This is a genomic window from Pseudomonas sp. (assembly GCF_049301935.1).
Lineage (GTDB): Bacteria > Pseudomonadota > Gammaproteobacteria > Pseudomonadales > Pseudomonadaceae > Aquipseudomonas.
Window position 1 is genome coordinate 48,610 of record NZ_JBAQLP010000053.1, and the last position, 24,414, is coordinate 73,023.

Here is a 24,414-nt window from a genome sequence, read left to right on the forward strand (position 1 = left end):
GGTGGCAGGACAGTTGCGCTGTTGTGGCTCAACCCCAGGGTCTGTCACTAAGCCACACTGCTGGAGTTTCACTTGCCGATGCCCGCGGCTAGCGCGGGTACAGCGGCGGCAGGGCGCTGGTATCGGGGTTGGCGGTGCTCTCAAGGTCTTCTACGGCGGGCAGGCTGCGAATCGCCAGCCACAGGTTGCGGCCTTGCCAGTGCTGGCCGCTTTCGCTGTAGAGCGCGCCATTCAGGCCGTCGAGAGCATCGGACAGCGGGGTAAAGCGTGCGGCCATATCGGCCAGGGTTTCCGGTTGCTGACGGGCCCAGGCGTCCAGTGCATGGCGAGTAGCCTGTGAATCGTTGGCCAGGCAGCTGCGTTTGAGATCATCAAGCAGGTTGCGTGGGCTGGGGCCGCTCTGCTGGCTGGGCAATACCGCCGGCTGACGGCGCGCGCGCCACCACAGGATAAAGCCGAGCAGGGTGGTCAGGCTCAGCAGTGCGGTGCTGAGTTGCCAGGGCCAGAGTTGTACGTCGGCGGCCTGGCTAACTGCAGGGCGGGCGGCCTCAACCGGCAGGGTTTCCAGATTCGGGTTGGCGGCCACCTGCAGGTTGCGCGCGGGCAGGCTGCTGCGTTCCAGCCGATCGGTCGTGGTATTCCACCACAGCACCTCGATTGCCGGCAGGGTAATTTCGCCTTCACGGTTGGCCACCAGCGCCTCGCGCTCTTCACGGCTGGCCACCAGCCCGTTGTCACTGGCCTGGTTGGCCAGTTGCGGCTGATCGGGGTAACGGCGCAGGCCGGCCACCTGGGTCGCCGGCAAGGGCGGCAGTTGTGCGCTGGCCAGGCCTTCGACCTTGAGCAGCAGGCTGCGGGTCAGCGAGTCACCGACGCGGGCGGTTTCCGGCTGCGGGCTCCAGACTTCGCTCAGGCTTAGCGCGCGCGCCGGCAGCCAGGGGGCGTCGGCCGGGTAGCTGGTCGGCTTGGCTTTTACCGTGAGCGGGATTTCCGGCGAGCGGACCCGCACCACCTTGCCTGGGCGTGGGCCGAATGGGTTGTAAGCATTGCTGGCGGAGCGATCAACCGCAGTGGCGGTAAAGGCCTGCGAAGGGATCAGCAGTTCGCCACTTTCCTGGGGGAAGATTGCGTAACGCAGCTCGATCACGCCATGGCGCACGCCGTTGATGTCTTTCTCGTAGGTGCGCGGCTCGCCGAGCGCTTCAACGCGAGCTTGGGGCATGTCCAGTTGGGTCAGGCTGCTGTCGTCGTACAGCGAAACGGAGTGGTAAATGCGCAGCGTCAGCACGGTTTGCGCCTGCACGTAGACGCTTTCCTGGTCCAGGCTGGCGTCGATAAACACCGGGGCCAGGCGGCTGTCAGCGGCGCTGGCGGCCTGCTGTACGTGCAGGGTGATCGGTTCGCTTTGCAGCTGGCCGAGCGTGAGCGGCGGTATCACCACATAACCGCTGTGCTTGGGTTGCAGGGTGACGATCCAGCGGGTGCTGGCCTGGGCGCCTGTGCTGCCGCTGGTCAGGCGGTTGACCTGGCGGGTGCCGAGCACCTCGAACAGCTCATTGAGCGGCTGCAGATCGGGTTTGCCGAACAGCGTGGCGTCATCCGACTCCAGGGTCAGCTCAACGCTCTCGCCGGCATCCAGGCGGGTGCGATCGACGCTGGCGTTCAGGCTTTGCGCGCTGGCGTTCAGGGCCAGCAAACCAAGCAGAAGGGTACAGAGCAGTCGGCTCATTGCAGTTGTTCCTGGCGCTGTTGTTGTTCCAGCCTGAATTTACGCCGCAACAGCTCGCCCGGATCGTCGGGGATCTGCCGCAGCCATTGTTCCAATGCCTGGCGCCGTTCGCCGTCGAGGGCCGGCTCGGCGCTGGCGATCTGTTCTTCACCGCTGTTGTCTTCCTCTGGGGGCGGTGGCGGTGTCTGCGCGTCTTCGTCGGCGCCAGGCTGTGCAGGTTTTTCACCCTCACCCTTATCTTCAGGCTCCGATGGTTTGGCCGGCGCTTGCTCGGCCTGCTGCCGGGCACTTGGATCGGACTGCCCTGTCTGCGGCTGGCTGCTGGGCTGATTCTGCGGCTCGTTGGGTTCTTGTGGATTGTCGCTTTGATTCTGCTGTTGTTGCTGTTGGTTCTGGCGCAGCAGTTGTTCGACCAGGGCTTTGTTCTTTTGTGCCTGGGCCAAGTCGGGTTGCAACTCCAGCGCCTGGGTGTAGGCATCCACGGCGGCTTCCAGTTCATTGCTACGCGCCAGGGCGTTGCCACGGTTGTAGTGGTCGCTGGCGCTGTCGCCATTGGCGAAGCGTTCGGCGGCCGCGGCGTAATCGCCAGCCTGGTAGAGCGCCTGGCCCTGCCAGCGCGGATCGTTGAAACGCTGCGCGGCCGCCGCCGGTTGTTGCGCCTCAAGCAGGCGCTGACCTTGCTGGTCGGCGCGCAGCCAGAGGTCGTCGAAGCTGAAGGCGTAGCTGCTCTGCGGCAGGCTCAGCAGCAACAGCGGCAGGCACAGCAGCCAGCCGCGACGGGCGGCGCAGGCGGCGAGCAACAACAGCGGCAGCAGTAACCAGTGGCTCTGGTCGGCCCAGGCTTGCAGGCGGGTCAGCTCGCCGTCGCGGCGCAGCTGTTGCGGTGCATCGAGCAGGCTCAGGTTGCGCAGGTCGCGTTCATCCAAGGTCACGCCCTGATACTGACCGCCCAGCTCATCGGCAAAGCGCTTGAGGCCGTTACTGTCCAGGCGCGGCAGCAGGATGCTGCCCTGGGCATCCTTGAGGAACGAGCCATCCTCCTGAATGATCGGCGCACCCTGGGTACTGCCAATACCGAGAATACGCAGGCGCTCGCCACGCCAGCCAAGGGCCTGGCTGATGGCCTGGCGTTGCGCTTCATCGAGGCTGCTGGTCAGCAGCAGCAGACGACCATTGCCCTGGGCGCCCTGTTCGAGCAGTTGCAGAGCCTTGATCACGGCCAGGTCGGCGCGCTTGCCCGGCTCCGGCATGATCTCGGGGCTCAGCACATCGAGCAGGTTGCGGCTGGTGGCCAGGTCATCGGACAGCGGCACCAGGGTATGGGCGCTGCCGGCATAGACGACGATGGCGGTTTGCGCATCCTGGCGCGCTTCCAGCAGGTCGAGCAGCTTGCGCTTGGCCTGGGCCAGGCGATTGGGCGAGGCATCGCTGGCGAGCATTTCCGGGGTCAGTTCGAGCAGCACCACCAGCGGGTCGGCCGGCTTGGGGTTCTGCTGCTCAATGCGTTGCCAGCTTGGCCCGAGCAGCGCCAGCAATGCCAGCAGCCAGGCCAGGCCGAGGGCCAGCCAGGGCAAGCGGCTGTTGCGCCCGCTGCTGGCGGTCAGCAGCGCGGCCTGGAAGGCGGCCGGCAGCAGAGCCTGCCAGCGGCCGCTGCGTTTTTCCCGGTGCCAGAGTTGCCAGAGCAGAATGCCCAGTAGCGGAATCAGCAGCAGCCATAACGGACGTTGCCAGTGTGGCCAGAGGTTGGTCAGTTCATTCATGACGGTTTCCCCCGTCGCCGTGTCAGCTGATTGCGCCAGCGTTGCTGCAGGTTCGGCCAGAGTGTCTGGCTGACCAGCAGCAGGCTGAGCAGCAGGGCCAGGCCCAGTGGCCAGGGATAGAGGGGCAGGGTTGGCCGCGCCAGGGTCGGCTTCTGCGCCACCGGCTCCAGGCGGTCGAGGGTCGCTTCGATGGCTTGCAGCTCTTCACTGTCGCGGGCGCGGAAGTATTCGCCGCCAGTGGCCTCGGCAATCGCGCGCAGGCTCGGTTCGTCCAGGTCGATACCAGGGTTGAAGCCGAGCATGCCGAGCACGCCGCCCTGTTCAGGGTCGGCGCCGATGCCGATGGGGTAAATGGTGATGCCTTCCTCGGCGGCCAGGCGCGCGGCGGTCATGGGGTCGATTTCACCGGCGTTGTTGGCGCCATCGGTCACCAATACCAGCACCCGGCTTTGCGCCGGACGTTCACGCAGGCGTTTGACCGCCAGGCCAATAGCGTCGCCGATGGCGGTCTGCGGTCCGGCGATATTCTTCTGCGCCTCATCCAGCCAGGTGTGCACGGTCTGCCGGTCGAAGGTCAGCGGCGACTGCAGGTAGGCGCGGCTGCCGAACAGAATCAGGCCGACCCGATCACCCTGACGGCCGTCGATAAAGTCGCCGAGCAGGTGTTTGACCAGGGTCAGACGACTGACTTCCTGGTCTTCCCAGAGCATGTCGGAATAATCCATGGAACCGGACACATCCACCGCCAGCAGCAGATCACGGCCGCTGGCCGGCAATGGCAGTGGTTCGCCTAGCCACTGCGGGCGCGCGCAGGCGAGCAGCAGCAAGAGCCAGATCAGCGCAAACGGTGCCTGTTGCCGCAAGGCCGGCAGGCGTACACGGGCGCGGCGGCCGCTCAAGCCTTCCAGTTCGGCCAGAAAGCTGATTTTCAGCGCCGCCTCGCCGCTGTCCGCAGGCGGCAGCCAGGCGCGCAGCAGCCAGGGCAGGGGGGCGATAAGGAAGACCCAGGGCCAGGCGAATTCAAACATGCTTGCGAATCCAGATCGCCACGGCTTGGTTGAGGCCGGCGATGGCCTTGTCATCCAGGCTGCAGTGCGGGCGATAGGCGCCTTCCACCAGGATCATCCAGCGGGTCAGGCCGGCGGCGGGGCAGCGGCTGTCGAGAAAGGCCAGCCAGGCGCGACTGCTGAGAATATGGCTGTGACTTTGCGGGTAACGCTCGCGGCACAGGCGTTTGAGGATGGCATTGAGCTGCTGCAGCCAGGGGCCGGCCTCGACGCCGTCATAGGGCTTGCTCAGGCGTTCGAGTTCGTTCAGCGCGGCCTGACGCAATGGATCAAGCGGCGCTTCGGCCGACTGCCCGGCAGCCTTGCGTGGCAGGCGTTTAAGCAGCGTGAATGCGGCCCACAGCAGCACGGGCAGCAGCAGGGCGAGCAGCCACCAGCCAGGTGCCGGCGGCCACCAGCTGATTGGCGCAGGGGCGATCAGCGGTTCGAGCTGGTCCAGAGGGTTCACAGGGCTTTCCTCGGCCGCTGGGCGTTCAGGTGCTCACGCAATTGCTCAATCATCTCGCTCTGGGTATTCAGGGCCAGCAACGGTACGCCGAGTTTCTGTGCCAGGCGCTGCCAGCGCGCCTGGCGCGCATCGGCCAGGCTGCGGTAGGCCTGACGCAACTCGGCGTCCTGGGTATCCAGTTCCAGCTGCGCGCCGTGTTCGGTAAAGCGCAGCAGGCCGGCATTGGGCAGGGCATGGTCGAGTGGGTCGGAGAGCGGCAGCAGCAGCAGGTCGGTATGCCGTGCCAACAGCAGCAACTGCTGTTCGCTGCTGTCGCTCAAGGTGCGCTCATCACACAGAATCACCACCAGGCTGCCGGGGCGCAGCACTTCGCGGGCGCGGCGCAGGGCCAGGCCGAAGCTGTCGCGGCCGCTCTGGCTGTCGTTGCTCAGCGCCTGATTGGCCTTGGCCAGGCGGCTGAGCAGTTGCAGCAGGCTCTGTTTGCTGCGCCGTGGTTTGATTTCGTGGTGTTCCAGATCGCCAAATACCAACCCGCCGATGCGATCGTTATGGCCCAGGGCGGCCCAGCCGATCAGGCTGGCGGCCTGGGCGGCGAGTACCGATTTGAACATCAGCCCGGAACCGAAGAACAGCCGCTTGCTCTGCTCGACCAGGATGTAGATCGGTCGCTCGCGCTCTTCATGGAACAGCTTGGTGTGCGGCTCCTGGGTGCGCGCGGTAACCCGCCAGTCGATGGTGCGCACATCGTCACCGGGCTGATAGACGCGTACCTGATCGAAGTCCACGCCGCGCCCGCGCAGTTTGGAATGGTGCAGACCAATCAGCGGGCTGCGCCGCGCCGGGGTGGAGAACAGCTGCACCTCACGCACACGGTGGCGCATCTCGATCAGTTCACCGAGGCTGACGCGAATGCCGGGTTGCGTGGGTTGCTCGTGCATGGTGCTTAGGCGACCGCCACGACGTCGAGAATGCGCTGCACCACGCGGTCCTGATCGATGCCGGCAGCTTCTGCCTCGAACGACAGAATGATGCGGTGGCGCAGCACGTCGAACAGCACCGCCTGGATATCTTCCGGGCTGACGAAATCGCGCCCGGCCAGCCAGGCGTGGGCCCGTGCACAACGGTCCAGGGCAATCGAGCCGCGCGGGCTGGCGCCGTAGGCAATCCACTCGGCCAGCTCCGGGTCGAACTTGGCCGGGGTGCGCGAGGCCATCACCAGCTGCACCAGGTATTCCTCCACCGCGTCGGCCATATACAGGCCGAGAATTTCCTGGCGCGCGGCAAAGATTGCCTGCTGGCTGACCAGCTGCTCGGGCTTGGTTTCACCGTTGAGCGCTTCACCACGGGCCTGGGCGAGGATCTTGCGTTCCACGCTGGCGTCGGGGAAGCCGATCTTCACGTGCATCAGAAAACGGTCGAGCTGGGCCTCCGGCAGCGGGTAGGTGCCTTCCTGCTCGATCGGGTTCTGCGTGGCCATCACCAGAAACAGCGGCGACAGGTGATAGGTGCTGCGCCCGACGCTGACCTGGCGCTCGGCCATGGCCTCGAGCAGCGCCGACTGCACCTTGGCCGGGGCGCGGTTGATCTCATCGGCCAGCACCAGGTTGTGGAAGATCGGCCCCTGCTGGAACACGAAGCTGCCAGTTTCCGGGCGGTAGATCTCGGTGCCGGTGATATCCGCCGGAAGCAGGTCTGGGGTGAACTGGATGCGGTGGAACTCGGCCTCGATACCTTCGGCCAGCTCCTTGATCGCCTTGGTCTTGGCCAGACCGGGAGCGCCCTCGACCAGCATATGGCCATCGGCAAGCAAGGCAATCAGCAGCCTTTCGATGAGTTTTTCCTGGCCGAGGATCTGACTTGAAAGAAAATGTCGCAGCGCGACAAGCGCTTCACGGTGTTCCATCGTTAAGCTCATCCGGCAAATGTGACCAGCGAGTCTTCAATCTCGCCAGAGTTAGGTGGCGGCCACTTTAATGCAATCGCTGCCTCCTAGACTAACGTTGAACAGCAAGGTTGTGGCGAAGGTCATTACTCGCGACTGCCCTGATCGAGTCCCCTGACGAATAACAAGCCAAACGGAGCAAACCCATGGCGTTCTTTACGGCGGCCAGCAAAGCCGATTTTCAGCACCACCTGCAAACGGCGCTGGCGCAGCACGTCAGTGAACAGGCTCTGCCACAAGTGGCCCTGTTCGCCGAGCAATTCTTCGGCATCATCGCCCTCGAGGAGCTGACCCAGCGGCGCCTCTCCGATCTGGTCGGCTGCACCTTGTCGTCCTGGCGGCTGCTGGAGCGTTTCGAGACGGCCAAGCCTGAAGTGCGGGTATTCAACCCCGATTATGAAAAACACGGCTGGCAGTCCACCCACACCGCCGTGGAAATTCTGCACAGTGACATTCCGTTCCTGGTTGACTCGGTACGCATGGAGTTGAACCGTCGCGGTTACAGCATCCACACCCTGCAGAACAGCGTGTTCAGCGTGCGCCGCAACAAGGCCGGCGAGCTGCAGGAAATCCTGCCCAAAGGCGCTCAGGGCAAGGATGTGCAGCAGGAAGCCCTGATGTTCTTGGAGATCGATCGCTGCGCCAACACCGGTGAGTTGAAGACCCTGGAAAAAGCCCTGCAGGACGTATTCAGCGATGTACGCCTGAGCGTTGCCGACTTCCAGCCGATGAAAGCCAAGGCCAAGGAGCTGCTGGCTTGGCTGGACAAGGCCAAACTCAAGGTCGAAGGCGCCGAGCTGGAAGAGATCAAGGTGTTTATGAGCTGGTTGCTCGACGACCACTTCACCTTCCTCGGCTATGAAGAATTCACCGTCGCCGACAGCGCCGGCGGCGGCAGCATGGTCTACGACGAGAAGTCCCTGCTGGGCCTGTCCAAGCGCCTGCGCACTGGCCTCAAGGCCGATGAACTGCATATCGAGCCGGAAGCGGTGGCCTACCTGCGCGAATCGCAGCTGCTGTCCTTCGCCAAGGCCGCGGTGCCGAGCCGCGTGCACCGTCCGGCGTACCCGGACCTGGTGTCGATCCGCGAGCTGGACGCCAAGGGCAAGGTGATCAAGGAATGCCGCTTTATGGGCCTGTACACCTCGGCGGTGTATGCCGAGAGCGTGTGGAACATTCCGTTTATCCGCCGCAAGGTGGAGGTGATCGAGCAGCGTGCCGGTTTCGGTAGCAGCGCACACCTGGGCAAGGAGCTGGCTCAAGTCCTGGAAGTACTGCCGCGTGATGACCTGTTCCAGACCTCGGTGGACGAGCTGTTCAATACCGCCATGGCGATTGTGCAGATTCAGGAGCGCAACAAGATTCGCGTGTTCCTGCGCCGCGACCCCTATGGCCGTTTCTGCTACTGCCTGGCCTATGTGCCGCGCGATGTGTACTCCACCGAAACCCGCATGAAGATCCAGCAGGTGCTGATGGAGCGCCTGCAGGCCACCGATTGCGAGTTCTGGACCTTCTTCTCCGAGTCGGTGCTGGCGCGGGTGCAGTTTATCCTCAAGGTCGACCCGAAAAACCGCGTGCAGATCGACCCGCTGCGCCTGGAAAAAGAAGTGATCCAGGCCTGCCGTTCGTGGAAGGACGATTACACCAGCCTGATCGTCGAAAGCCTCGGCGAAGCCCAGGGCACCGAAGTGCTCAGCGAATTCCCCGGCGGTTTCCCGGCCGGTTACCGCGAACGTTTCGCCCCGCACTCGGCGGTGGTGGACATGCAGCACCTGCTCAGCCTGAACAGCGAGCGCCAACTGGTCATGAGCTTCTACCAGCCGCTGACCCAGGGCGAGCAGCAGCTGCACTGCAAGCTGTACCACGCCGATACGCCGCTGCCGCTGTCGGACGTGCTGCCGATTCTGGAAAACCTCGGCCTGCGCGTGCTCGGTGAGTTCCCTTACAAACTGCGCCGCGCCGATGGCCGCGAGTTCTGGATTCACGACTTCGCCTTCACCTATGCCGAAGGCCTGGACGTGGATATCCAGCAACTTAACGACACCCTGCAGGGCGCCTTCGTCAATATCGTTGGCGGCGCGGCGGAGAACGATGGCTTCAACCGTCTGGTGCTGATGGCCGCCATGCCGTGGCGCGATGTGGCGCTGCTGCGTGCCTATGCGCGCTACCTCAAGCAGATTCGTCTGGGCTTCGACCTGAGTTATATCGCCAGCACCCTGGTCAACCACGCCAATATCGCCAAGGAGCTGGTGCGCCTGTTCAAGACGCGTTTCTACCTGGCGCGCAAGCTCACTGCCGATGATCTGGAAGACAAGCAGCAGAAGCTTGAGCAGGCGATTCTCGCTGCGCTGGATAACGTCGCGGTGCTTAACGAAGACCGCATCCTGCGCCGCTACCTGGACCTGATCAAAGCCACCCTACGCACCAACTTCTATCAGACCGATGCCAGCGGTGCGCCGAAGAGCTACTTCAGCTTCAAGCTCAACCCACGGGCGATTCCGGAGATTCCACGGCCGACGCCGAAGTTCGAAATCTTCGTCTATTCGCCGCGTGTCGAAGGCGTGCACCTGCGCTTTGGCGACGTGGCCCGTGGCGGCCTGCGTTGGTCGGATCGCGAAGAAGACTACCGCACCGAGGTGCTGGGCCTGGTCAAGGCGCAGCAGGTGAAGAACGCGGTGATCGTGCCGATGGGCGCCAAGGGCGGCTTTATCCCCCGGCGTATGCCGCTGGGCGGCTCGCGCGATGAGGTACTGGCCGAGGGCATTGCCTGCTACCGCATCTTTATCAGTGGCCTGCTGGATATCACCGATAACCTCAAAGACGGCGCCGTGGTGCCGCCGCAGAACGTGGTGCGTCACGATAACGACGATCCGTACCTGGTGGTGGCGGCCGACAAAGGCACCGCGACCTTCTCCGATATCGCCAACGGCATTGCTGCCGAATATGGCTTCTGGCTGGACGATGCTTTCGCCTCGGGCGGCTCGGCAGGCTATGACCACAAAGGCATGGGCATCACCGCCAAGGGCGGCTGGGTCTCGGTGCAGCGCCACTTCCGTGAGCGCGGCATTGATGTGCAGAAGGACAACGTCACCGTGATTGGTATCGGTGACATGGCCGGCGACGTGTTCGGTAACGGCCTGCTGCTCTCGGAAAGCCTGCAACTGGTTGCGGCCTTCAACCATATGCACATCTTTATCGACCCCAACCCGGATGCGGCGAAGAGCTTTGTCGAGCGTCAGCGCCTGTTCGATCTGCCGCGCTCCAGCTGGGCCGATTACGACGCCAAGCTGATCTCGGCTGGCGGCGGGATCTTCCTGCGCAGCGCCAAGAGCATCGCCATCAGCGCGCAGATGAAAGAGCGCTTCGATATCAGCGCCGACAAGCTGGCGCCGAATGAACTGCTGAATGCCTTGCTCAAGGCGCCGGTGGACCTGCTGTGGAACGGCGGTATCGGCACCTACGTCAAATCCAGCAAGGAAAGTCACGCCGATGTGGGCGACAAGGCCAACGACCTGCTGCGCGTGGATGGCCGCGAATTGCGCGCCAAGGTGGTGGGCGAGGGCGGTAACCTCGGTATGAGCCAGCTGGGCCGGATCGAGTACGGCCTCAATGGCGGCAAGAGCAACACCGACTTTATCGACAACGCAGGTGGCGTGGACTGCTCCGACCATGAGGTAAACATCAAGATTCTGCTCGGCGAAATCGTCGCTGCAGGCGACATGACCGGCAAGCAGCGCAACAAGCTGCTGGTGGAAATGACCGATGCGGTTGGCGGCCTGGTGCTGGGCAACAACTACAAGCAGACCCAGGCGTTGTCGCTGGCCGAACGCCGCGCCCGTGAGCGGGTGGGTGAATACAAGCGCCTGATGAACGCCCTGGAGGCGGCCGGCAAGCTGGACCGCGCCCTGGAGTTTCTGCCCACCGATGACGAACTTAACGAGCGCGCTGCCAACGGTCTGGGTCTGACTCGGCCGGAACTGTCGGTGCTGATCTCCTACAGCAAGATCGACCTCAAGGAATCGCTGCTCAAATCCCTGGTGCCGGACGATGAGTACCTGGCGCGCGAGATGGAAACCGCCTTCCCGCCGCTGCTGGCGCAGAAGTTCGGCGAACCGATGCGTCGCCATCGCCTCAAGCGCGAAATCGTTAGCACGCAGATCGCCAACGATCTGGTCAACCATATGGGCATTACCTTCGTGCAGCGCCTGAAGGAGTCCACCGGCATGAGCGCGGCGAATGTCGCCGGCGCCTATGTGATCGTGCGTGACCTGTTCCGCCTGCCGCACTGGTGGCAGCAGATCGAGGCGCTGGACTATAAGGTGCCGGCCGAGCTGCAATTACAGTTGATGGATGAGCTGATGCGTCTAGGTCGCCGGGCTACCCGCTGGTTCCTGCGCAGCCGGCGTAACGAGCTGGATGCTGCCCGTGATGTGGCGCATTTCGCGCCGCGCATCGAAGCACTGGTCGGCCGACTCGACGAACTGCTCGAAGGCCCGGCCCGTGAACAGTGGCTGGCGCGCTTCCAGGCGTATGTCGAAGCCGGGGTGCCGGAAGAGCTGGCGCGGGTAGTGGCTGGCACCAGCCATCTGTACACCCTGTTGCCGATTATCGAGGCGTCGGATGTCACCGGGCAGGAGCCGGATCGCGTTGCAGCCGCCTACTTTGCCATTGGCGGTTCGCTGGAGCTGTCCTGGTACCTGCAGCAGATCACCAGCCTGCCGGTGGAAAACAACTGGCAAGCGTTGGCCCGTGAAGCCTTCCGCGATGACCTGGACTGGCAGCAACGCGCCATCACCGTGTCGGTGCTGCAAATGGCCGAAGGCCCGGCGGATATCGAAGAGCGCGCCGCCGTGTGGCTGGATCAGCACCGCCGTCTGGTGGACCGCTGGAAGGTCATGCTCGGTGAACTGCGCGCGGCCACCAGCACCGATTACGCCATGTACGCCGTGGCTAACCGCGAGTTGATGGACCTGGCGCAAAGCGCCTGATAGCAGCAGCGCAGGCCTGGCCTGCGTTGACGCTTTACAAGAGGCCGCTCATTGAGCGGCCTTTTTGTTGGCTGAACGTCAGGTCTGTCTATAATCGGCGCAGCTTAACAAGGAGTTTGCATGCCAATCAGTGACTACTACCTGCCGCACCTGCTTGCCGTTCTCTGGTTTGTCGTCTGCTGGGCCGGTTACACCCGTTATGCCCAGGCCAAGGGCCGCACCACGCCATGTCTGGCCAGTGTGCTGCACCTCTACCGCGAGGACTGGATGCGCCGCATGCTGTTGCGCGACAACCGTATCGCCGATGCCAACGTGATCGGCAACCTGGAGCGTAATGCCTCATTCTTCGCTTCCAGTACGCTGATTATTCTCGCCGGTATTCTTACCGTGCTCGGCGCCTCTGATCGTGCGGTATCACTACTGGCCGATCTGCCCTTTGTGCAGGCGGCTAGCCGCGAGTTGTCGGAGGTCAAGCTGCTGTGCCTGGGGGTGGTGTTCGTCTACGCCTTCTTTACCTTCAGTTGGTGCATGCGTCAGTACAACTTCGCCGCCGTGCTGGTGGGCTCAGCGCCGATGGTGGGCGAGCGGCATGTCACGGAGCAGGAACGTAAAGCCTTTGCCGAGCGCACCGCGCGGGTGATCTCGATGGCTGCCAACCAGTTTAACCAGGGCTTGCGCGCCTATTATTTCGGTATGGCCACCCTGGCCTGGTTTATCAATCCATGGTTTTTCATGCTGGTCAGCGCCGGTGTGGTATTGGTGTTGTACCGCCGCGAGTTTCACTCCGATGTACTGGAAGTGATGGTCTACACCCAGACCCCGGCGTTCGAATCGCCCAAGGAGAAAAGCGAATGAGCATCCCGTTCTGGTGCATCTTTATCAGTGCAATATTGATTTTTATCGCCAAGGCCCCGGTCGCCAAGGCCATGGCGAAGGAAGGTGATGGACACTATGACAACCATCATCCACGCGCCCAGCAAGCGCGTCTGACGGGTTTTGGCGCGCGTGCCTTGGCAGCGCACTTGAACAGTATTGAGGCGTTTCCGTTGTTTGCCGCAGGCGTACTGATGGCTCATGTGACCAATAACCACGGCATTCTGGTGGATGTATTGGCCATGACCTTTGTGGTGGCACGGGTGCTGTATCTGTTTTGCTACTGGGCTGACCTGCACTGGCAGCGCAGCGTGGTGTGGGTGATCGGGTTGCTGTGCAGCCTGCTGCTGATGCTTACGCCGGCACTTTGATTGCGCCATCAACAGGCCCGCATTAGCGGGCTGTTGGCAAGCTACCGATGTGGTCAGCGCATTGACTCTTCTCGGCGATTGGAGGCCGAGTAACGTTTAGCCAGCCACAACGCAAACGCCCCGAATCAATCGGGGCGTTTGCGTTGTGGTCTGCCTCAGTTTAGAGCGTTTTACGCCCTCTACGAGGGCGCTTTGCGCGTCTTACATATTGGGGTAGTTAGGCCCGCCTGTGCCTTCAGGGGCCACCCAGTTGATGTTCTGGGCCGGGTCCTTGATGTCACAGGTTTTGCAGTGCACGCAGTTCTGCGCGTTGATCTGGAACTTCTGCTCGCCGTCTTCCTTGGTGACGATTTCGTATACGCCGGCCGGGCAGTAGCGCTGCGCTGGTTCGTCGTACAGCGGCAGGTTCTTGCCGAGCGGAATGCTCGGGTCGGTGAGCTTCAGGTGGCAGGGTTGTTCCTCTTCATGGTTGGTGTTGGAGAGGAATACCGAGCTGAGCTTGTCGAAGCTGAGCTTGCCGTCCGGTTTCGGGTAGCTGATCTTCTGCACGTCTGCGGCCGGCTTCAGGCAGGCGTAATCCGGCTTGGTGTCGTGCAGGGTGAAGGGGATCTTGCCGCCGAAGATGTTCTGATCCAGCCAGTTGAAGCCGCCGCCGACCAGTGGGCCGAACTTGTGCAGTGCTGGGCCGAAGTTACGGCTGCGGAACAGCTCGTCGTACAGCCAACTGGCCTTGAATGCGTCGACGTAAGCGGTCAGTTGATCGCCGCCTTCCTTGCCTGCAAACAGTGCATCAGCCACGGCATCAGCGGCGAGCATGCCGGATTTCATGGCGGTGTGGCTGCCCTTGATCTTGGCGAAGTTCAGGGTGCCGAGGTCGCAACCGATCAGCGCGCCGCCGTTGAACACCATCTTCGGCAGCGAGTTGAGGCCGCCCTTGCAGATGGCACGGGCGCCGTAGGCTACGCGCTTGCCGCCTTCCAGGTATTGGGCAATCACCGGGTGATGCTTGTAGCGCTGGAACTCATCGAACGGTGACAGGTGCGGGTTGCTGTACGACAGGTCGACGATCAGGCCGACCACCACCTGGTTGTTTTCCAGGTGATAGAGGAAGGAGCCGCCGGTGTTCTCGCTGGCAACGATATCCAGCGGCCAGCCGGCAGTGTGTACCACCAGGCCTTGCTCGTGCTTGGCTGGGTCGATGTCCCAGATTTCCTTGATGCCGATGCCGTAATGTTGGGCGTCGGCTTCGGAGTCGAGGTCGAATTTCTTGATCAGCTGCTTGCCGATATGGCCACGGCAACCTTCGGCGAACAGGGTGTACTTGGCACGCAGCTCCATGCCTGGGGTGTAGTAACCCTCTTTCGGGTGACCTTCGCGGTCAACACCCAGATCACCGGTGAGAATGCCGTAGACCGCGCCTTCTGCGTTGATCAGCGCTTCCTGAGCAGCGAAGCCTGGGTAGATTTCTACGCCCAGGTTTTCCGCCTGCTGCGCCAGCCAGCGGCACAGGTTGCCCAGGGAAATGATGTAGTTGCCATGGTTGTGCATGGTCTTGGGCACGAAGAAGTCCGGAACCTTGCTGGCCTTCTCGGCATTGGTCAGTACGTAGATGTCATCGCGCTTGACCGGAGTGTTCAGCGGGGCGCCGAGCTCTTTCCAGTCTGGGAACAGTTCATTCAATGCACGCGGCTCGAACACCGCACCGGACAGAATGTGCGCGCCGACTTCGGAGCCTTTTTCGACCACGCAGACGCTGATTTCTTTGCCAGCTTCGGCGGCTTTCTGCTTCAGTCGGCAGGCGGCGGACAAACCAGCAGGGCCGGCGCCGACGATGACGACGTCGAATTCCATAAATTCGCGTTCCACAGGCTATCTCCTACTCAGGGCTCTCTAATTTTATTTGGCGATCAAGCTCGTTCCATGAGCGATGCTGGCGCATTATATCCAGACCCTTCGGATGGGCCAATACAAACGTTTGTTTGAATTTTCTGTAGGGCTGTTAGAATCTTACTACATCGCTGACGATTGGCCGCTCCGTTGTATTGACCAGTCTAGGTCGTGCGGTCAAGATACGGGCGGTTTTGTATCTGCCGTTATTGGTTGATTCCCGGTTCCGGCCGGTCTGCTGTTCACGCCATGTTCGCTTCTGGCGACATTCTTATTCACCGGAGAGTAACGAGGAATCCATGAAGGTTCTTGTAGCTGTCAAACGAGTGGTCGACTACAACGTCAAGGTTCGCGTCAAAGCGGACAACAGCGGCGTTGATCTTGCCAACGTCAAGATGTCGATGAATCCCTTCTGCGAAATCGCCGTGGAAGAAGCGGTACGCCTGAAAGAAAAAGGCGTGGCAAGCGAGATCGTTGTCGTCACCATCGGCCCGGCCACTGCTCAAGAGCAGCTGCGTACCGCGCTGGCACTGGGTGCTGACCGTGCCATCCTGGTAGAGTCGGCCGACGAGCTGAACTCGCTGGCTGTGGCCAAGCTGCTCAAAGCAGTAGTCGACAAAGAGCAGCCGCAGCTGGTGATCCTGGGTAAGCAAGCCATCGACAGCGATAACAACCAGACCGGCCAGATGCTCGGCGCGCCGACGGGCTTCGCCCAGGGCACCTTCGCCTCTAAGGTTGAAGTGGCGGGCGACAAGGTCAACGTCACCCGCGAAATCGACGGCGGTCTGCAGACCGTTGCGCTGAACCTGCCGGCTATCGTGACCACCGACCTGCGCCTCAACGAGCCGCGCTATGCGTCGCTGCCGAACATCATGAAAGCCAAGAAGAAGCCGCTGGAAACTGTATCCCCGGCTGATCTGGGCGTTTCCACCGCTTCCACCGTGAAAACCCTGAAAGTCGAAGCGCCTGCTACCCGCAGCGCTGGCATCAAGGTCAAGTCCGTGGCTGAACTGGTCGAGAAACTGAAGAACGAGGCGAAGGTAATCTAAATGACTATCCTGGTTATCGCTGAACACACCAATGCCGCCCTGGCTCCTGCCACGCTGAACACTGTTGCAGCTGCTGCGAAGATCGGTGGTGACATCCACGTATTGGTTGCCGGTAGCGCGTGCGGCGCTGCTGCCGAAGCTGCTGGCAAAATTGCTGGCGTGGCCAAGGTACTGGTTGCTGACAACGCCGCCTTCGCTCACCAGCTGCCGGAAAACGTCGCACCGCTGGTTGCCGAACTGGGTAAGGGCTACAGCCACATCCTGGCTGCCGCCACCAGCAATGGTAAGAACATCCTGCCGCGCGTTGCCGCTGCGCTGGACGTTGATCAGATCTCGGAAATCATCGCGGTTGAAAGCGCTGACACCTTCAAGCGTCCGATCTATGCCGGTAACGCCATTGCCACCGTGCAGTCTTCCGCTGCCGTAAAAGTCATCACCGTGCGTGCCACTGGTTTCGACCCGGTTGCAGCCGAAGGCGGCAGCGCTGCCGTTGAAGCTGTGGCTGCTGGTGCTGATGCGGGCAAATCGGCTTTCGTCGGTGAAGAACTGGCCAAGTCCGATCGTCCTGAACTGACTGCTGCCAAGATCGTCGTTTCCGGCGGCCGTGGCATGCAGAACGGTGACAACTTCAAGCACCTGTATGCCCTGGCCGACAAGCTGGGCGCCGCTGTTGGCGCTTCCCGCGCCGCAGTTGACGCAGGTTTCGTACCCAACGATATGCAGGTCGGTCAGACTGGCAAGATCGTTGCGCCGCAGCTGTACATCGCTGTTGGTATCTCCGGCGCGATCCAGCACCTGGCCGGTATGAAGGACTCCAAGGTGATCGTTGCGATCAACAAGGACGAAGAAGCGCCGATCTTCCAGGTGGCCGATTACGGCCTGGTTGCGGATCTGTTCGAAGCTATCCCCGAGCTGGAGAAACTGGTTTAAGCCGGTTTCCCTAGCGCAGAAAAAACCCGCTCAGTGAGCGGGTTTTTTTATGTTCAGCGCATTTTTTTGCGCTAATCCGGCAATGCTTGGAGAAAGGTCCGGTAGTGCTGCGCGGTTAGCTCTGCTCGCTCAATCATTGGCGCATGACCGGTATCCGGCATGATGACCACGCTGGGTTGGCGCAGCAGCGGTTGCATGACGCCGACACTGGAGACGTGCAAGGCCCGATCCTCTGCACCCCAGATGATCAGCGTTGGTGCCTGGATCTTCGGCAACTCCGGCTCCAGGGGGATATAGCGCTCAGTCAGGTGAGCAAACACCTGGTCGTAGTGGGCGCTGTTGGCGATGGCCTGTTCGGCAAAATAGCCTTTGAGCGACTCGGTCAGGTAGGGCGGCTGCACGAAGATAAAGTCCAGCAGGCGCTGAAAATCCTCGGGGCTCTTTACCACCAGCGGATTGGGTTCGTCGCGCTGCAGCCGTTGCAGCAGTTCGCTGGGTTGCGGCGAGGTGATGCCGGCATTATCGAGTAACGCCAGAGACAGGGTTTTATGCGGATAGCGCGCGGCATACAGCGCGCTAATATGTCCACCCATGGAGTTGCCGATCAGGTGCAGCCGTTCGATGCCCAGCGCATCAATCACGCTGGCCAAACGCTCGGTCTGGGTGCCGACATCGTAGCTGCCGAGCGGTTTGTCGCTGGCGCCGAAACCCGGCAGGTCGAGGGCAATAACCCGATAGTCCTGACTGAGGTGGCGAGCAAAACGCAGCCAGTTGTCCTTGTTGGCGGCAAAGCCGTGCACCATCAGAATGGTTTGTGCACTGCTTGGGCCGCCCTGGTAGTAATGAATGCTAAGATCGCCCACGTTGATCTGCTTGAGACTCAGCCCAGCACGCTGTCGCTCCACCAGCTGTATGCTCGTCAACAAGGCGACGGGGGACAGGTAGAGCAGGGCGGCGGTGCCGGCGAGCAATAGCATCAATGCGGCGATCAGTTTTTTCATGATTAGTCTTTATCGCGAATTCGTATGAGTGCGTATTAAGCTAGCATGATCCAAGTATTTTCCGGTGTGCGATCACCCGTGCCCATCCAAGGTTAAGTCGAGAAGTCGTCAATGCTTGAGCGTGGTCTACATAAGTCGTTGCTGTTGATCCTCGGTGTGCTGCTGATGCCGTTTATGGCGGCTGCCGCAGGCAAGTGCGAGCGCTTGGTGGCGACTGGTAACCCGGAGTACCCGCCATACCTCTGGCGCGACCCGCAGAATCCTCAGCAACTGATCGGTGCCAATGCCGATTTGCTCAAACACCTGGCCAAAGAGCTTGGCGTCACCGTCGAAATTCTCTATACCGGCCCCTGGTCCCGCGCTCAAGATGAAGTCAGAACCGGTCGCGTCGACCTGATTGCCGGAGCATTTCTGACCCTGCCGCGTCTGGAGGTCATGGATTATGTGCACCCGGCGTTTTACTTCACCCCAAGTGTGGTGTGGGTGCATCGTGGCGCTGAGTTCCCCTATGCCGGCTGGGAAGACCTGCGTAATCGCACCGGCGACACCTTGGTCAACAACAGTTTTGGGCAACAATTTGATACCTATGCCAAGAGCAACCTGACCCTGGAAGGCGTTGCCAGCCTGACCCAAGCATTCCAGAAGCTCTTGCTGGGGCGAACCGACTATGTGCTGTACGAGCGTTACCCAGGGCAGGCGTTGGCCAATAGCCTGGGCATGCAGGACGATCTGCTGGTACTCGATCCGCCGATCTCCAGTGAGGGTCTGTACCTGACGCTGTCGCATAACTCGGTCTGCAACGATGCCTGGCTGCGTGGCATGCTGGCGAAGAAGATGAACGAGGCAATCGCCAGCGGTTTGCCGGACGACTTGCTGCAGCGCAATCTGCAGCGTTGGAAAGATCAACAGCTCATACCCAGCAGTGACGCTGAACAGTAGGGAAAATCTGTGATTTATCGACGTATCTGTGCGGCCTTGCTGCCGCTCATGCTCAGCGCCTGTGCATCTGATCCTGCGCCCAATGAGCAGCTGCGCTTGACCGAACAGGCGCTCAGCCAGGCCAAGGCGCTGGGTATTTCCGCCGAGCAGTCGGCTGCGCTGCGCCTGGCCGAGGGAAAACTCGTCCTGGCGCAAGCAGCCATGCAGGACGAGGATTACAAGCAGGCGCGGGTGTATGCCGAACAGGCCGAGCTGGATGCACGGCTGGCCGAAGCCGAGCACCTGACCGAGAAAAGCCAGCAGCAACTGGCCGAGTTGAGCAACGCCATTAACCGCTTGCGCAAACAGCTGGGAGGCTTGCAATGACGCCTACTCAGCTAAGCCTGTTGGCGGCTTTCGCGACTTTATTGTTGACCGGCTGCGCCTCATCGCACAGTTCCAGTGACCAGGCGCTGGAAGGTGCACACGCCGCTTTCCAGCAGGTCAAAGAAGATGGCGATGTGCTGCGCAGCGCGCCCAAGGACCTGATTCGCGCTGGCGAGTCGCTGGCCAAGGCCGATCGCCTGTCGAGCTACTGGGGTAGCGCCGACGATGTCAGCCACTATGCCTATCTCAGCCAGCAGTACAGTGCGATTGCCGGGCAGAAGAGCGCGCTCAATCTGAACCAGGAGCGAGCGGTCAAGCTGGAGCTGGAGCGCCAGCGTCTGCAGTTGGCCCTGCGTGAGGCCAAGCTACTGAGCGTGCAGGAGCAGAGCAACTGGCTCGAAGAGCAGATGGTTAGCTTGGCTACCAGCCAGAACGAGCGCGGTCTGGTGATGACCTTGGGCGATGTGCTGTTCGATGCCGGCCACGCCGACCTCAAGGCCTCAGCCAACCGCACGGTGTTGAAGCTGGTGCAGTTCCTTCAGCTCAATCCGCGGCGCATTGTGCGTATCGAGGGCTATACCGACAGCCGTGGCGATGCCCAGGAAAACCTTGAGCTGTCTCGGGCCCGCGCCCAGGCAGTTGCCGATTTGCTGGTGGACCTTGGCATCGATAGCCAACGCATTGAGGTACAGGGCCATGGCGAGAGCTTCCCGGTAACCGAAAATGCCTCTGCTAAAGGCCGTGCGCAGAATCGCCGGGTGGAGATCGTGTTCTCCGATGAGCAAGGCCGTCTCGGTTCGTCGCGCTGAGCCTGCGGGGTTCTGGCCTCAGTTGGCTAGCCAACCCGATGGCCACTCGAAACCTGCGGCACCGGCTTTGCTGGTATCACTCGACGGTCATGAGCCGCTATAGCCACAGGGCACATGCATCTATGGCGGCAGGGGCAGGCCACTGCGCTGCCTAACCCTGGCTGAGCACCTGATAAGGTGACGTTGTGCAGGTCCGGTGAGGATTGCGCGAACCGCCGCCAAGCAAACCACGCCTACCTTCAGCGCCGTTAACCCACAAAGCGGCCTGCAACACAGTCTTGGGACAGAGCCTTTCATTAAGCCGACAGGTCAGTGCAGCGGCAGTTCAACCCCTTCGAACAGCTCTTCCAGCTCGACCTTGCTGTGGCATTGCACGGCTTTGGCCATCACGTCACGGGTCAGGTGCGGGGCGAACTTCTCGATAAAGTCGCACATAAAGCCGCGCAGGAAGGTGCCGCGCCGGAAGCCGATCTTGGTCACGCTGGCTTCGAACAGCTCGCCGGCATCCAGCACCACCAGGTCTGGGTCGAGTTTGGGGTCGACCGCCATCTTGGCCACGATGCCCACGCCCAGGCCCAGGCGTACGTAAGTCTTGATCACGTCGGCGTCGGCGGCGGTAAACACCACTTTCGGCGTCAGGCCGCGATGGCTGAAGGCTTCGTCAAGTTTGGAGCGGCCGGTAAAGCCGAACACGTAAGTGACGATGGAGTATTCGGCCAGGGCTTCCAGGGTCAGCTTCGGCAGCTTGCTCAGCGGATGGCCCTGGGGCACCACGACGCAGCGGTTCCAACGGTAGCAGGGCATCATGATCAGGTCGTTGAACAGCTCCAGACCTTCGGTGGCGATGGCGAAGTCAACGGTGCCGTCGGCAGCCATTTCGGCAATCTGCATCGGCGTGCCCTGGTGCATATGCAGGGAAACGTCGGGGTATTGCTTGATAAAGGCGCTGATCACTGGCGGCAGGGCATAGCGCGCCTGGGTGTGGGTGGTGGCGATGGACAGGGTGCCTTTCTTCTCGTTGGAGAATTCCTGAGCGATCTGCTTGATGCTTTCGACCTTGCGCAGGATTTCCCCGGCGGTGTTGATGATGCGCTCGCCGGCCGGGGTGATGCGGGTCAGGTGCTTGCCGCTGCGGGCTAATACTTCCACCCCCAGCTCGTCTTCGAGTAGGCGGATCTGTTTGCTGATGCCGGGCTGCGAGGTGTAGAGGCTTTGCGCCGTGGCAGAAACGTTGAGGTCGTGATGCGCGACTTCCCAGATGTAGCGCAGTTGCTGAAGCTTCATAAATATCCCTCAAAGCAAAAAGACAGCCGTTCAGGTTACCGGCGTTTTATATAACCATAATGATGATTGAAGCATTAAATCTAGACCAAAAACTAAAAAGTGCCGCGCTTGTTTAAAGGTCACCGCGACTGCGGTGTTGCAGCATCGGCACCAGGTACACCGGTACTTCAGACAATTGCACCAGCCGCGAGGCGGTGCGCCCCAGCGGAATGTCCATATCCGTGCCGTGGCTGTGGCTACCTAGAACCAGTAAATCCACACCGAGTTGCTGCGCCTCATCGAGTATCACCAGCGGTGGATCGCCCTGTACCACGCGCACCGCCTTGATCAGGTCGAGGTCATGCAGGGCTTCGCCAATCTCATCGCGAAAGCCCTCCAGCACCCGTTGCTCGATACTCGCCATCACCGTACTCAGGCCGTTGGTGCGCAGTTCCTTGAGTCGATCTTCATCCAGGTAGGTTTGCAGCACCGACTCGGCAAACAGGCCCATGGGCTCTACGGCATGCACCACATACAGGCTGGCATTGAAGGAGCGGGTCAGCGCCAGAGCATGTTGCAGGATGTAGGGGGCATACAGGCCAAGATCAGTGGCATAGAGAATCGAGCGAATCATGCGGCCTCCTTGACTGCCTGACTGGCGGACCTGATCTGAGCTTAGCAGCGCCATTGGTAAGTCAAAGAAAGCCGGGGTTTTGAGGACGAATGGTTATATAGGAAAGAAAGGGCTGAGTGGCGAGGGCAACTGGTCGCCCTCGTGCGGGGACTAGAGTTGCGGTTCGTTGCTGATGCCGTGCGGCACATGACCGGTGGGCACGACTTTGCTGGCTTTTTCACAGTGGCCGGTCTGATCGTCGAAAAACACGTCGGCGCCGAAGGTTTCCAGAATCGCGGCTTTTTCCAGGCCGCCGAGGAAGAACGACTCATCCAGGCGGATATTCCACTCACGCAGCGTGCGAATCACCCGCTCATGGGCCGGGGCCGAGCGCGCGGTGACTAGCGCCGTGCGAATCGGGCACTGCTCTTCGGGAAACTCCTGCTGCAGGCGGTGCAGGGCAGCGAGGAAGGGCTTGAACGGGCCGCCGCCGAGCAGTTCACGGGCCGACTGCCGTTCATGGCTCTGGAAGGCTTCCAGGCCGGCCTGCTGATAGACCCGTTCGGATTCATCGGAAAACAGTACGGCGTCGCCGTCGAAGGCGATACGCAGCTCATTGCTCGCCGCCCGCCGTGCGCCGCCGGACAAGATGGTTGCCGCACCAAAACCGGCGCGTAGCGCGCTGCGCACATCTTCAGCGTGGGTGGAGAGAAACAGATGGCAGCCGAATGCGGCCAGATAAGGGTCGGGGCTGCGCCCACCAACAAAGGCTGCACGGGAGATGCCCAGGCCGTAGTGCTGGATCGAGTTGAACGCGCGCAAGCCGGTGTCGGCGCTGTTGCGTGAAACCAGAATCACCTCGACTCGCTGCTGCTCGAGGGCGCTATTTAGCGCCAGCAGCTTCTCGACCAGGGGAAAGGCATCACCTGGAGGGAGTATCTCGTCCTCATGCTCGATCTGGTATTGGCGATAGGCCTCGACGCCCTGACTTTCATAAATCTGGTGGCTGTCGCGCAGGTCGAACAGCGCCCGCGAGGAAATCGCCAGCACCAGTTTGTCGCCTAATCCCTTGCTCATGACGGGCTCCTAGCGTGGCTGCTGTTCGAGAAAGCGCAGGGTCTGATAGAGCATCTCGGTGCGCGGCATGGCGCAGCTAGCCTGGGCCGCAGCGGCCAACGGCGCGGCGTAGATGGCGTGCAGTTCCAGCGGGCGCTGCAGGGCAAAGTCGTGGTACATGCTGGGCAGGTAGTCCGGCATGCGGTCGGTGGCGCTCAGCAGTTTGCCGGCAAAACCTGCGGGTAACTGATAGCCGCAGGCCCCGGCGGCCTCCACTACCTCTTGCATAATCGCCTCGATCAGCGCGCGGCTCTCGGCGTTGCCCATCAGCGCTGTGGTGGCGCTGTTCAGCAGCACGGCCAGGCCGTTGTAGGGCACGTTCCACACCAGCTTCTGCCAGCGTGCCTGGTTCAGTTCGGCCATGGCGCTGGAGTCCAGGCCAGCAGCCTGGAACAACGCACAGCCTTGTTCGAGGATTTGCTGACGACTCTCCGCATCGCTAGCCGTCCCCGAGTGATAGCCCAGGTTGACGTTGCCCAGGGCTTGGTGCTCGACCACCCCTGGGGCACTGCGATGGGCGCAGATGTAGCAAAGGCCGCCCAGCAGGTGCAGCGAATCCGGCAGCAGCGGGCGCAGCTGGTCTTCCACTGCCAGGCCGTTCTGCATCAGCACCACCTTGGCGCCGGGCGCGGCGGCCTGGCTGATCAGCGGTGCCAGTTCGGCGTTGCTGGTGGTCTTGGCGCCGATCAGCAGCCAGTCGCACGGCGGCATATCGGCCGCTGACTTATAAGCCTGTACCTTGTCCAGGTGCAGGTTGCCGTGTACGGCGCTGTTGACCTGCAGGCCCTGGCTGGCGACTGCGGCAAATTCGCTGCGCAGCAGAAAGTGCACATCGAAGCCGGCGCGGGCCAGCATCAGGCCATAAAAGCCGCCAATCGCGCCGGAGCCGATAATGCCGATACGGGGAGTTGGGGTCATCAGGGTAAGTCCTCTGCGGGGCGCGACAGGGCAGTGTCCAGCGCCTGAATAAGTGCGGCGGGCTGCAGACGGCTCTGCAACGCGCCATAAAACTGACCATCGCGCACCACGAATAGCGCGGGGAGGTGAAATACCTCGTAACGCGTCACTAAACCGCCACTGTTGGCCGCATCGACCCAGGCCAGGTGCTGGACGGGCAGCGTTAGATTAGGCAGCTCACGGCGCGCCCAACGGCAACTGGCACAACCTATGCTGGTAAATATCAACAGTGAAGTGCCAGGCAGGTCGAGTAGATGGCGATCTGCATCTAAATCGGTCAGTTCCAGTTCAGTCACTATACTGGCC

General features: G+C 61.7%; 21 protein-coding genes. 8 read left to right on the forward strand and 13 right to left on the reverse strand.

Annotated features, from left to right (window positions below):
* Nucleotides 1-88: 88 nt before the first annotated feature.
* The 6 genes from WA145_RS07105 to WA145_RS07130 are packed head-to-tail and all read right to left on the reverse strand — an operon-like array spanning nucleotide 89 to nucleotide 6,907.
* Entirely contained in the window at nucleotides 89-1,729 is a 1,641-nt protein-coding gene (locus tag WA145_RS07105; protein ID WP_422580896.1) for a BatD family protein, read from the reverse strand.
* Nucleotides 1,726-3,489, reverse strand: coding sequence for a VWA domain-containing protein (locus tag WA145_RS07110; protein WP_422580897.1), 1,764 nt, complete (start codon nucleotides 3,487-3,489; stop codon nucleotides 1,726-1,728). The genes WA145_RS07105 and WA145_RS07110 overlap by 4 nt, the downstream gene beginning before the upstream one ends.
* Nucleotides 3,486-4,517: a vWA domain-containing protein gene (locus tag WA145_RS07115; protein ID WP_422580898.1), complete on the reverse strand. Its 1,032-nt coding sequence runs from the start codon at nucleotides 4,515-4,517 to the stop codon at nucleotides 3,486-3,488. The genes WA145_RS07110 and WA145_RS07115 overlap by 4 nt, the downstream gene beginning before the upstream one ends.
* Nucleotides 4,510-5,004 carry a DUF4381 domain-containing protein gene (locus tag WA145_RS07120; protein WP_422580899.1) on the reverse strand — a complete coding sequence of 165 codons (495 nt, stop codon included), beginning with the start codon at nucleotides 5,002-5,004 and terminating at the stop codon, nucleotides 4,510-4,512. The genes WA145_RS07115 and WA145_RS07120 overlap by 8 nt, the downstream gene beginning before the upstream one ends.
* The gene (locus tag WA145_RS07125; RefSeq protein WP_422580900.1) at nucleotides 5,001-5,942 is read right to left on the reverse strand and encodes a DUF58 domain-containing protein; all 942 of its coding nucleotides are present in this window, start codon (nucleotides 5,940-5,942) and stop codon (nucleotides 5,001-5,003) included. Before WA145_RS07125 ends, WA145_RS07120 begins: the two co-directional genes overlap by 4 nt.
* Before the next feature lie 5 nt (nucleotides 5,943-5,947).
* Nucleotides 5,948-6,907, reverse strand: a complete 960-nt coding sequence (locus tag WA145_RS07130; protein WP_090252347.1) for an AAA family ATPase — start codon at nucleotides 6,905-6,907, stop codon at nucleotides 5,948-5,950.
* 185 nt (nucleotides 6,908-7,092) lie between these two features.
* Here WA145_RS07130 and WA145_RS07135 point away from each other — a divergent pair, with 185 nt between their 5' ends.
* From WA145_RS07135 to WA145_RS07145, 3 genes are all read left to right on the forward strand, one after another.
* The gene (locus WA145_RS07135; RefSeq protein WP_422580901.1) at nucleotides 7,093-11,934 is read left to right on the forward strand and encodes an NAD-glutamate dehydrogenase; all 4,842 of its coding nucleotides are present in this window, start codon (nucleotides 7,093-7,095) and stop codon (nucleotides 11,932-11,934) included.
* A 120-nt stretch (nucleotides 11,935-12,054) separates the two neighbouring features.
* Complete coding sequence (locus WA145_RS07140; RefSeq protein WP_090253295.1) at nucleotides 12,055-12,789, forward strand: DUF599 domain-containing protein; 735 nt, start codon at nucleotides 12,055-12,057, stop codon at nucleotides 12,787-12,789.
* Nucleotides 12,786-13,178, forward strand: a complete 393-nt coding sequence (locus WA145_RS07145; protein WP_422580902.1) for an MAPEG family protein — start codon at nucleotides 12,786-12,788, stop codon at nucleotides 13,176-13,178. The genes WA145_RS07140 and WA145_RS07145 overlap by 4 nt, the downstream gene beginning before the upstream one ends.
* Nucleotides 13,179-13,379: 201 nt before the next feature.
* On the opposite strand, the gene WA145_RS07150 is transcribed toward WA145_RS07145, so the two are convergent.
* On the reverse strand, nucleotides 13,380-15,044 hold the full coding sequence (locus WA145_RS07150) for an electron transfer flavoprotein-ubiquinone oxidoreductase (RefSeq protein WP_422580903.1): 1,665 nt from the start codon (nucleotides 15,042-15,044) through the stop codon (nucleotides 13,380-13,382).
* Between the two features lie 320 nt (nucleotides 15,045-15,364).
* On the opposite strand from WA145_RS07150, the gene WA145_RS07155 reads away from it, so the two are divergent.
* Nucleotides 15,365-16,114, forward strand: coding sequence for an electron transfer flavoprotein subunit beta/FixA family protein (locus WA145_RS07155; RefSeq protein WP_422580904.1), 750 nt, complete (start codon nucleotides 15,365-15,367; stop codon nucleotides 16,112-16,114).
* Nucleotides 16,115-17,044 carry an electron transfer flavoprotein subunit alpha/FixB family protein gene (locus WA145_RS07160; RefSeq protein WP_422580905.1) on the forward strand — a complete coding sequence of 310 codons (930 nt, stop codon included), beginning with the start codon at nucleotides 16,115-16,117 and terminating at the stop codon, nucleotides 17,042-17,044.
* A gap of 71 nt (nucleotides 17,045-17,115) precedes the next feature.
* Here the strand turns inward: WA145_RS07160 and WA145_RS07165 are convergent, their stop codons facing one another.
* Nucleotides 17,116-18,045: an alpha/beta fold hydrolase gene (locus WA145_RS07165; protein ID WP_422580906.1), complete on the reverse strand. Its 930-nt coding sequence runs from the start codon at nucleotides 18,043-18,045 to the stop codon at nucleotides 17,116-17,118.
* Nucleotides 18,046-18,156: 111 nt separating this feature from the next.
* On the opposite strand from WA145_RS07165, the gene WA145_RS07170 reads away from it, so the two are divergent.
* Genes WA145_RS07170 through WA145_RS07180 form a run of 3 tightly spaced genes read left to right on the forward strand, consistent with a single transcriptional unit; the run spans nucleotide 18,157 to nucleotide 20,159 of the window.
* Nucleotides 18,157-18,984, forward strand: a complete 828-nt coding sequence (locus WA145_RS07170) for a substrate-binding periplasmic protein (RefSeq protein WP_422580907.1) — start codon at nucleotides 18,157-18,159, stop codon at nucleotides 18,982-18,984.
* A gap of 9 nt (nucleotides 18,985-18,993) precedes the next feature.
* Nucleotides 18,994-19,350, forward strand: coding sequence for a DUF4398 domain-containing protein (locus WA145_RS07175; protein WP_422580908.1), 357 nt, complete (start codon nucleotides 18,994-18,996; stop codon nucleotides 19,348-19,350).
* Complete coding sequence (locus tag WA145_RS07180) at nucleotides 19,347-20,159, forward strand: OmpA family protein (protein ID WP_422580909.1); 813 nt, start codon at nucleotides 19,347-19,349, stop codon at nucleotides 20,157-20,159. The genes WA145_RS07175 and WA145_RS07180 overlap by 4 nt, the downstream gene beginning before the upstream one ends.
* Nucleotides 20,160-20,468: 309 nt before the next feature.
* On the opposite strand, the gene cysB is transcribed toward WA145_RS07180, so the two are convergent.
* The 5 genes from cysB to WA145_RS07205 all read right to left on the reverse strand — a co-directional run bounded on the left by cysB (nucleotide 20,469) and on the right by WA145_RS07205 (nucleotide 24,395).
* Nucleotides 20,469-21,443: an HTH-type transcriptional regulator CysB gene (gene cysB / locus WA145_RS07185; protein WP_422580910.1), complete on the reverse strand. Its 975-nt coding sequence runs from the start codon at nucleotides 21,441-21,443 to the stop codon at nucleotides 20,469-20,471.
* Between the two features lie 112 nt (nucleotides 21,444-21,555).
* Nucleotides 21,556-22,056, reverse strand: a complete 501-nt coding sequence (locus WA145_RS07190) for a universal stress protein (RefSeq protein WP_422580911.1) — start codon at nucleotides 22,054-22,056, stop codon at nucleotides 21,556-21,558.
* Between the two features lie 150 nt (nucleotides 22,057-22,206).
* Complete coding sequence (locus WA145_RS07195; protein ID WP_422580912.1) at nucleotides 22,207-23,112, reverse strand: 5'-nucleotidase; 906 nt, start codon at nucleotides 23,110-23,112, stop codon at nucleotides 22,207-22,209.
* Between the two features lie 9 nt (nucleotides 23,113-23,121).
* Nucleotides 23,122-24,069 carry a putative 2-dehydropantoate 2-reductase gene (locus WA145_RS07200; RefSeq protein ID WP_422580913.1) on the reverse strand — a complete coding sequence of 316 codons (948 nt, stop codon included), beginning with the start codon at nucleotides 24,067-24,069 and terminating at the stop codon, nucleotides 23,122-23,124.
* The gene (locus WA145_RS07205) at nucleotides 24,069-24,395 is read right to left on the reverse strand and encodes a thioredoxin (RefSeq protein ID WP_422580959.1); all 327 of its coding nucleotides are present in this window, start codon (nucleotides 24,393-24,395) and stop codon (nucleotides 24,069-24,071) included. The genes WA145_RS07200 and WA145_RS07205 overlap by 1 nt, the downstream gene beginning before the upstream one ends.
* Nucleotides 24,396-24,414 lie beyond the last annotated feature (19 nt).

Coding starts and splice junctions, on each gene's coding strand:
- WA145_RS07105 (WP_422580896.1), bottom strand. CDS start 1,729: ATGAGCCGACTGCTCTGTACCCTTCTGCTTGGTTTGCTGGCCCTGAAC.
- WA145_RS07110 (WP_422580897.1), bottom strand. CDS start 3,489: ATGAATGAACTGACCAACCTCTGGCCACACTGGCAACGTCCGTTATGG.
- WA145_RS07115 (WP_422580898.1), bottom strand. CDS start 4,517: ATGTTTGAATTCGCCTGGCCCTGGGTCTTCCTTATCGCCCCCCTGCCC.
- WA145_RS07125 (WP_422580900.1), bottom strand. CDS start 5,942: ATGCACGAGCAACCCACGCAACCCGGCATTCGCGTCAGCCTCGGTGAA.
- WA145_RS07130 (WP_090252347.1), bottom strand. CDS start 6,907: ATGGAACACCGTGAAGCGCTTGTCGCGCTGCGACATTTTCTTTCAAGT.
- WA145_RS07135 (WP_422580901.1), top strand. CDS start 7,093: ATGGCGTTCTTTACGGCGGCCAGCAAAGCCGATTTTCAGCACCACCTG.
- WA145_RS07140 (WP_090253295.1), top strand. CDS start 12,055: ATGCCAATCAGTGACTACTACCTGCCGCACCTGCTTGCCGTTCTCTGG.
- WA145_RS07145 (WP_422580902.1), top strand. CDS start 12,786: ATGAGCATCCCGTTCTGGTGCATCTTTATCAGTGCAATATTGATTTTT.
- WA145_RS07155 (WP_422580904.1), top strand. CDS start 15,365: ATGAAGGTTCTTGTAGCTGTCAAACGAGTGGTCGACTACAACGTCAAG.
- WA145_RS07160 (WP_422580905.1), top strand. CDS start 16,115: ATGACTATCCTGGTTATCGCTGAACACACCAATGCCGCCCTGGCTCCT.
- WA145_RS07165 (WP_422580906.1), bottom strand. CDS start 18,045: ATGAAAAAACTGATCGCCGCATTGATGCTATTGCTCGCCGGCACCGCC.
- WA145_RS07170 (WP_422580907.1), top strand. CDS start 18,157: ATGCTTGAGCGTGGTCTACATAAGTCGTTGCTGTTGATCCTCGGTGTG.
- WA145_RS07180 (WP_422580909.1), top strand. CDS start 19,347: ATGACGCCTACTCAGCTAAGCCTGTTGGCGGCTTTCGCGACTTTATTG.
- cysB (WP_422580910.1), bottom strand. CDS start 21,443: ATGAAGCTTCAGCAACTGCGCTACATCTGGGAAGTCGCGCATCACGAC.
- WA145_RS07190 (WP_422580911.1), bottom strand. CDS start 22,056: ATGATTCGCTCGATTCTCTATGCCACTGATCTTGGCCTGTATGCCCCC.
- WA145_RS07195 (WP_422580912.1), bottom strand. CDS start 23,112: ATGAGCAAGGGATTAGGCGACAAACTGGTGCTGGCGATTTCCTCGCGG.
- WA145_RS07200 (WP_422580913.1), bottom strand. CDS start 24,069: ATGACCCCAACTCCCCGTATCGGCATTATCGGCTCCGGCGCGATTGGC.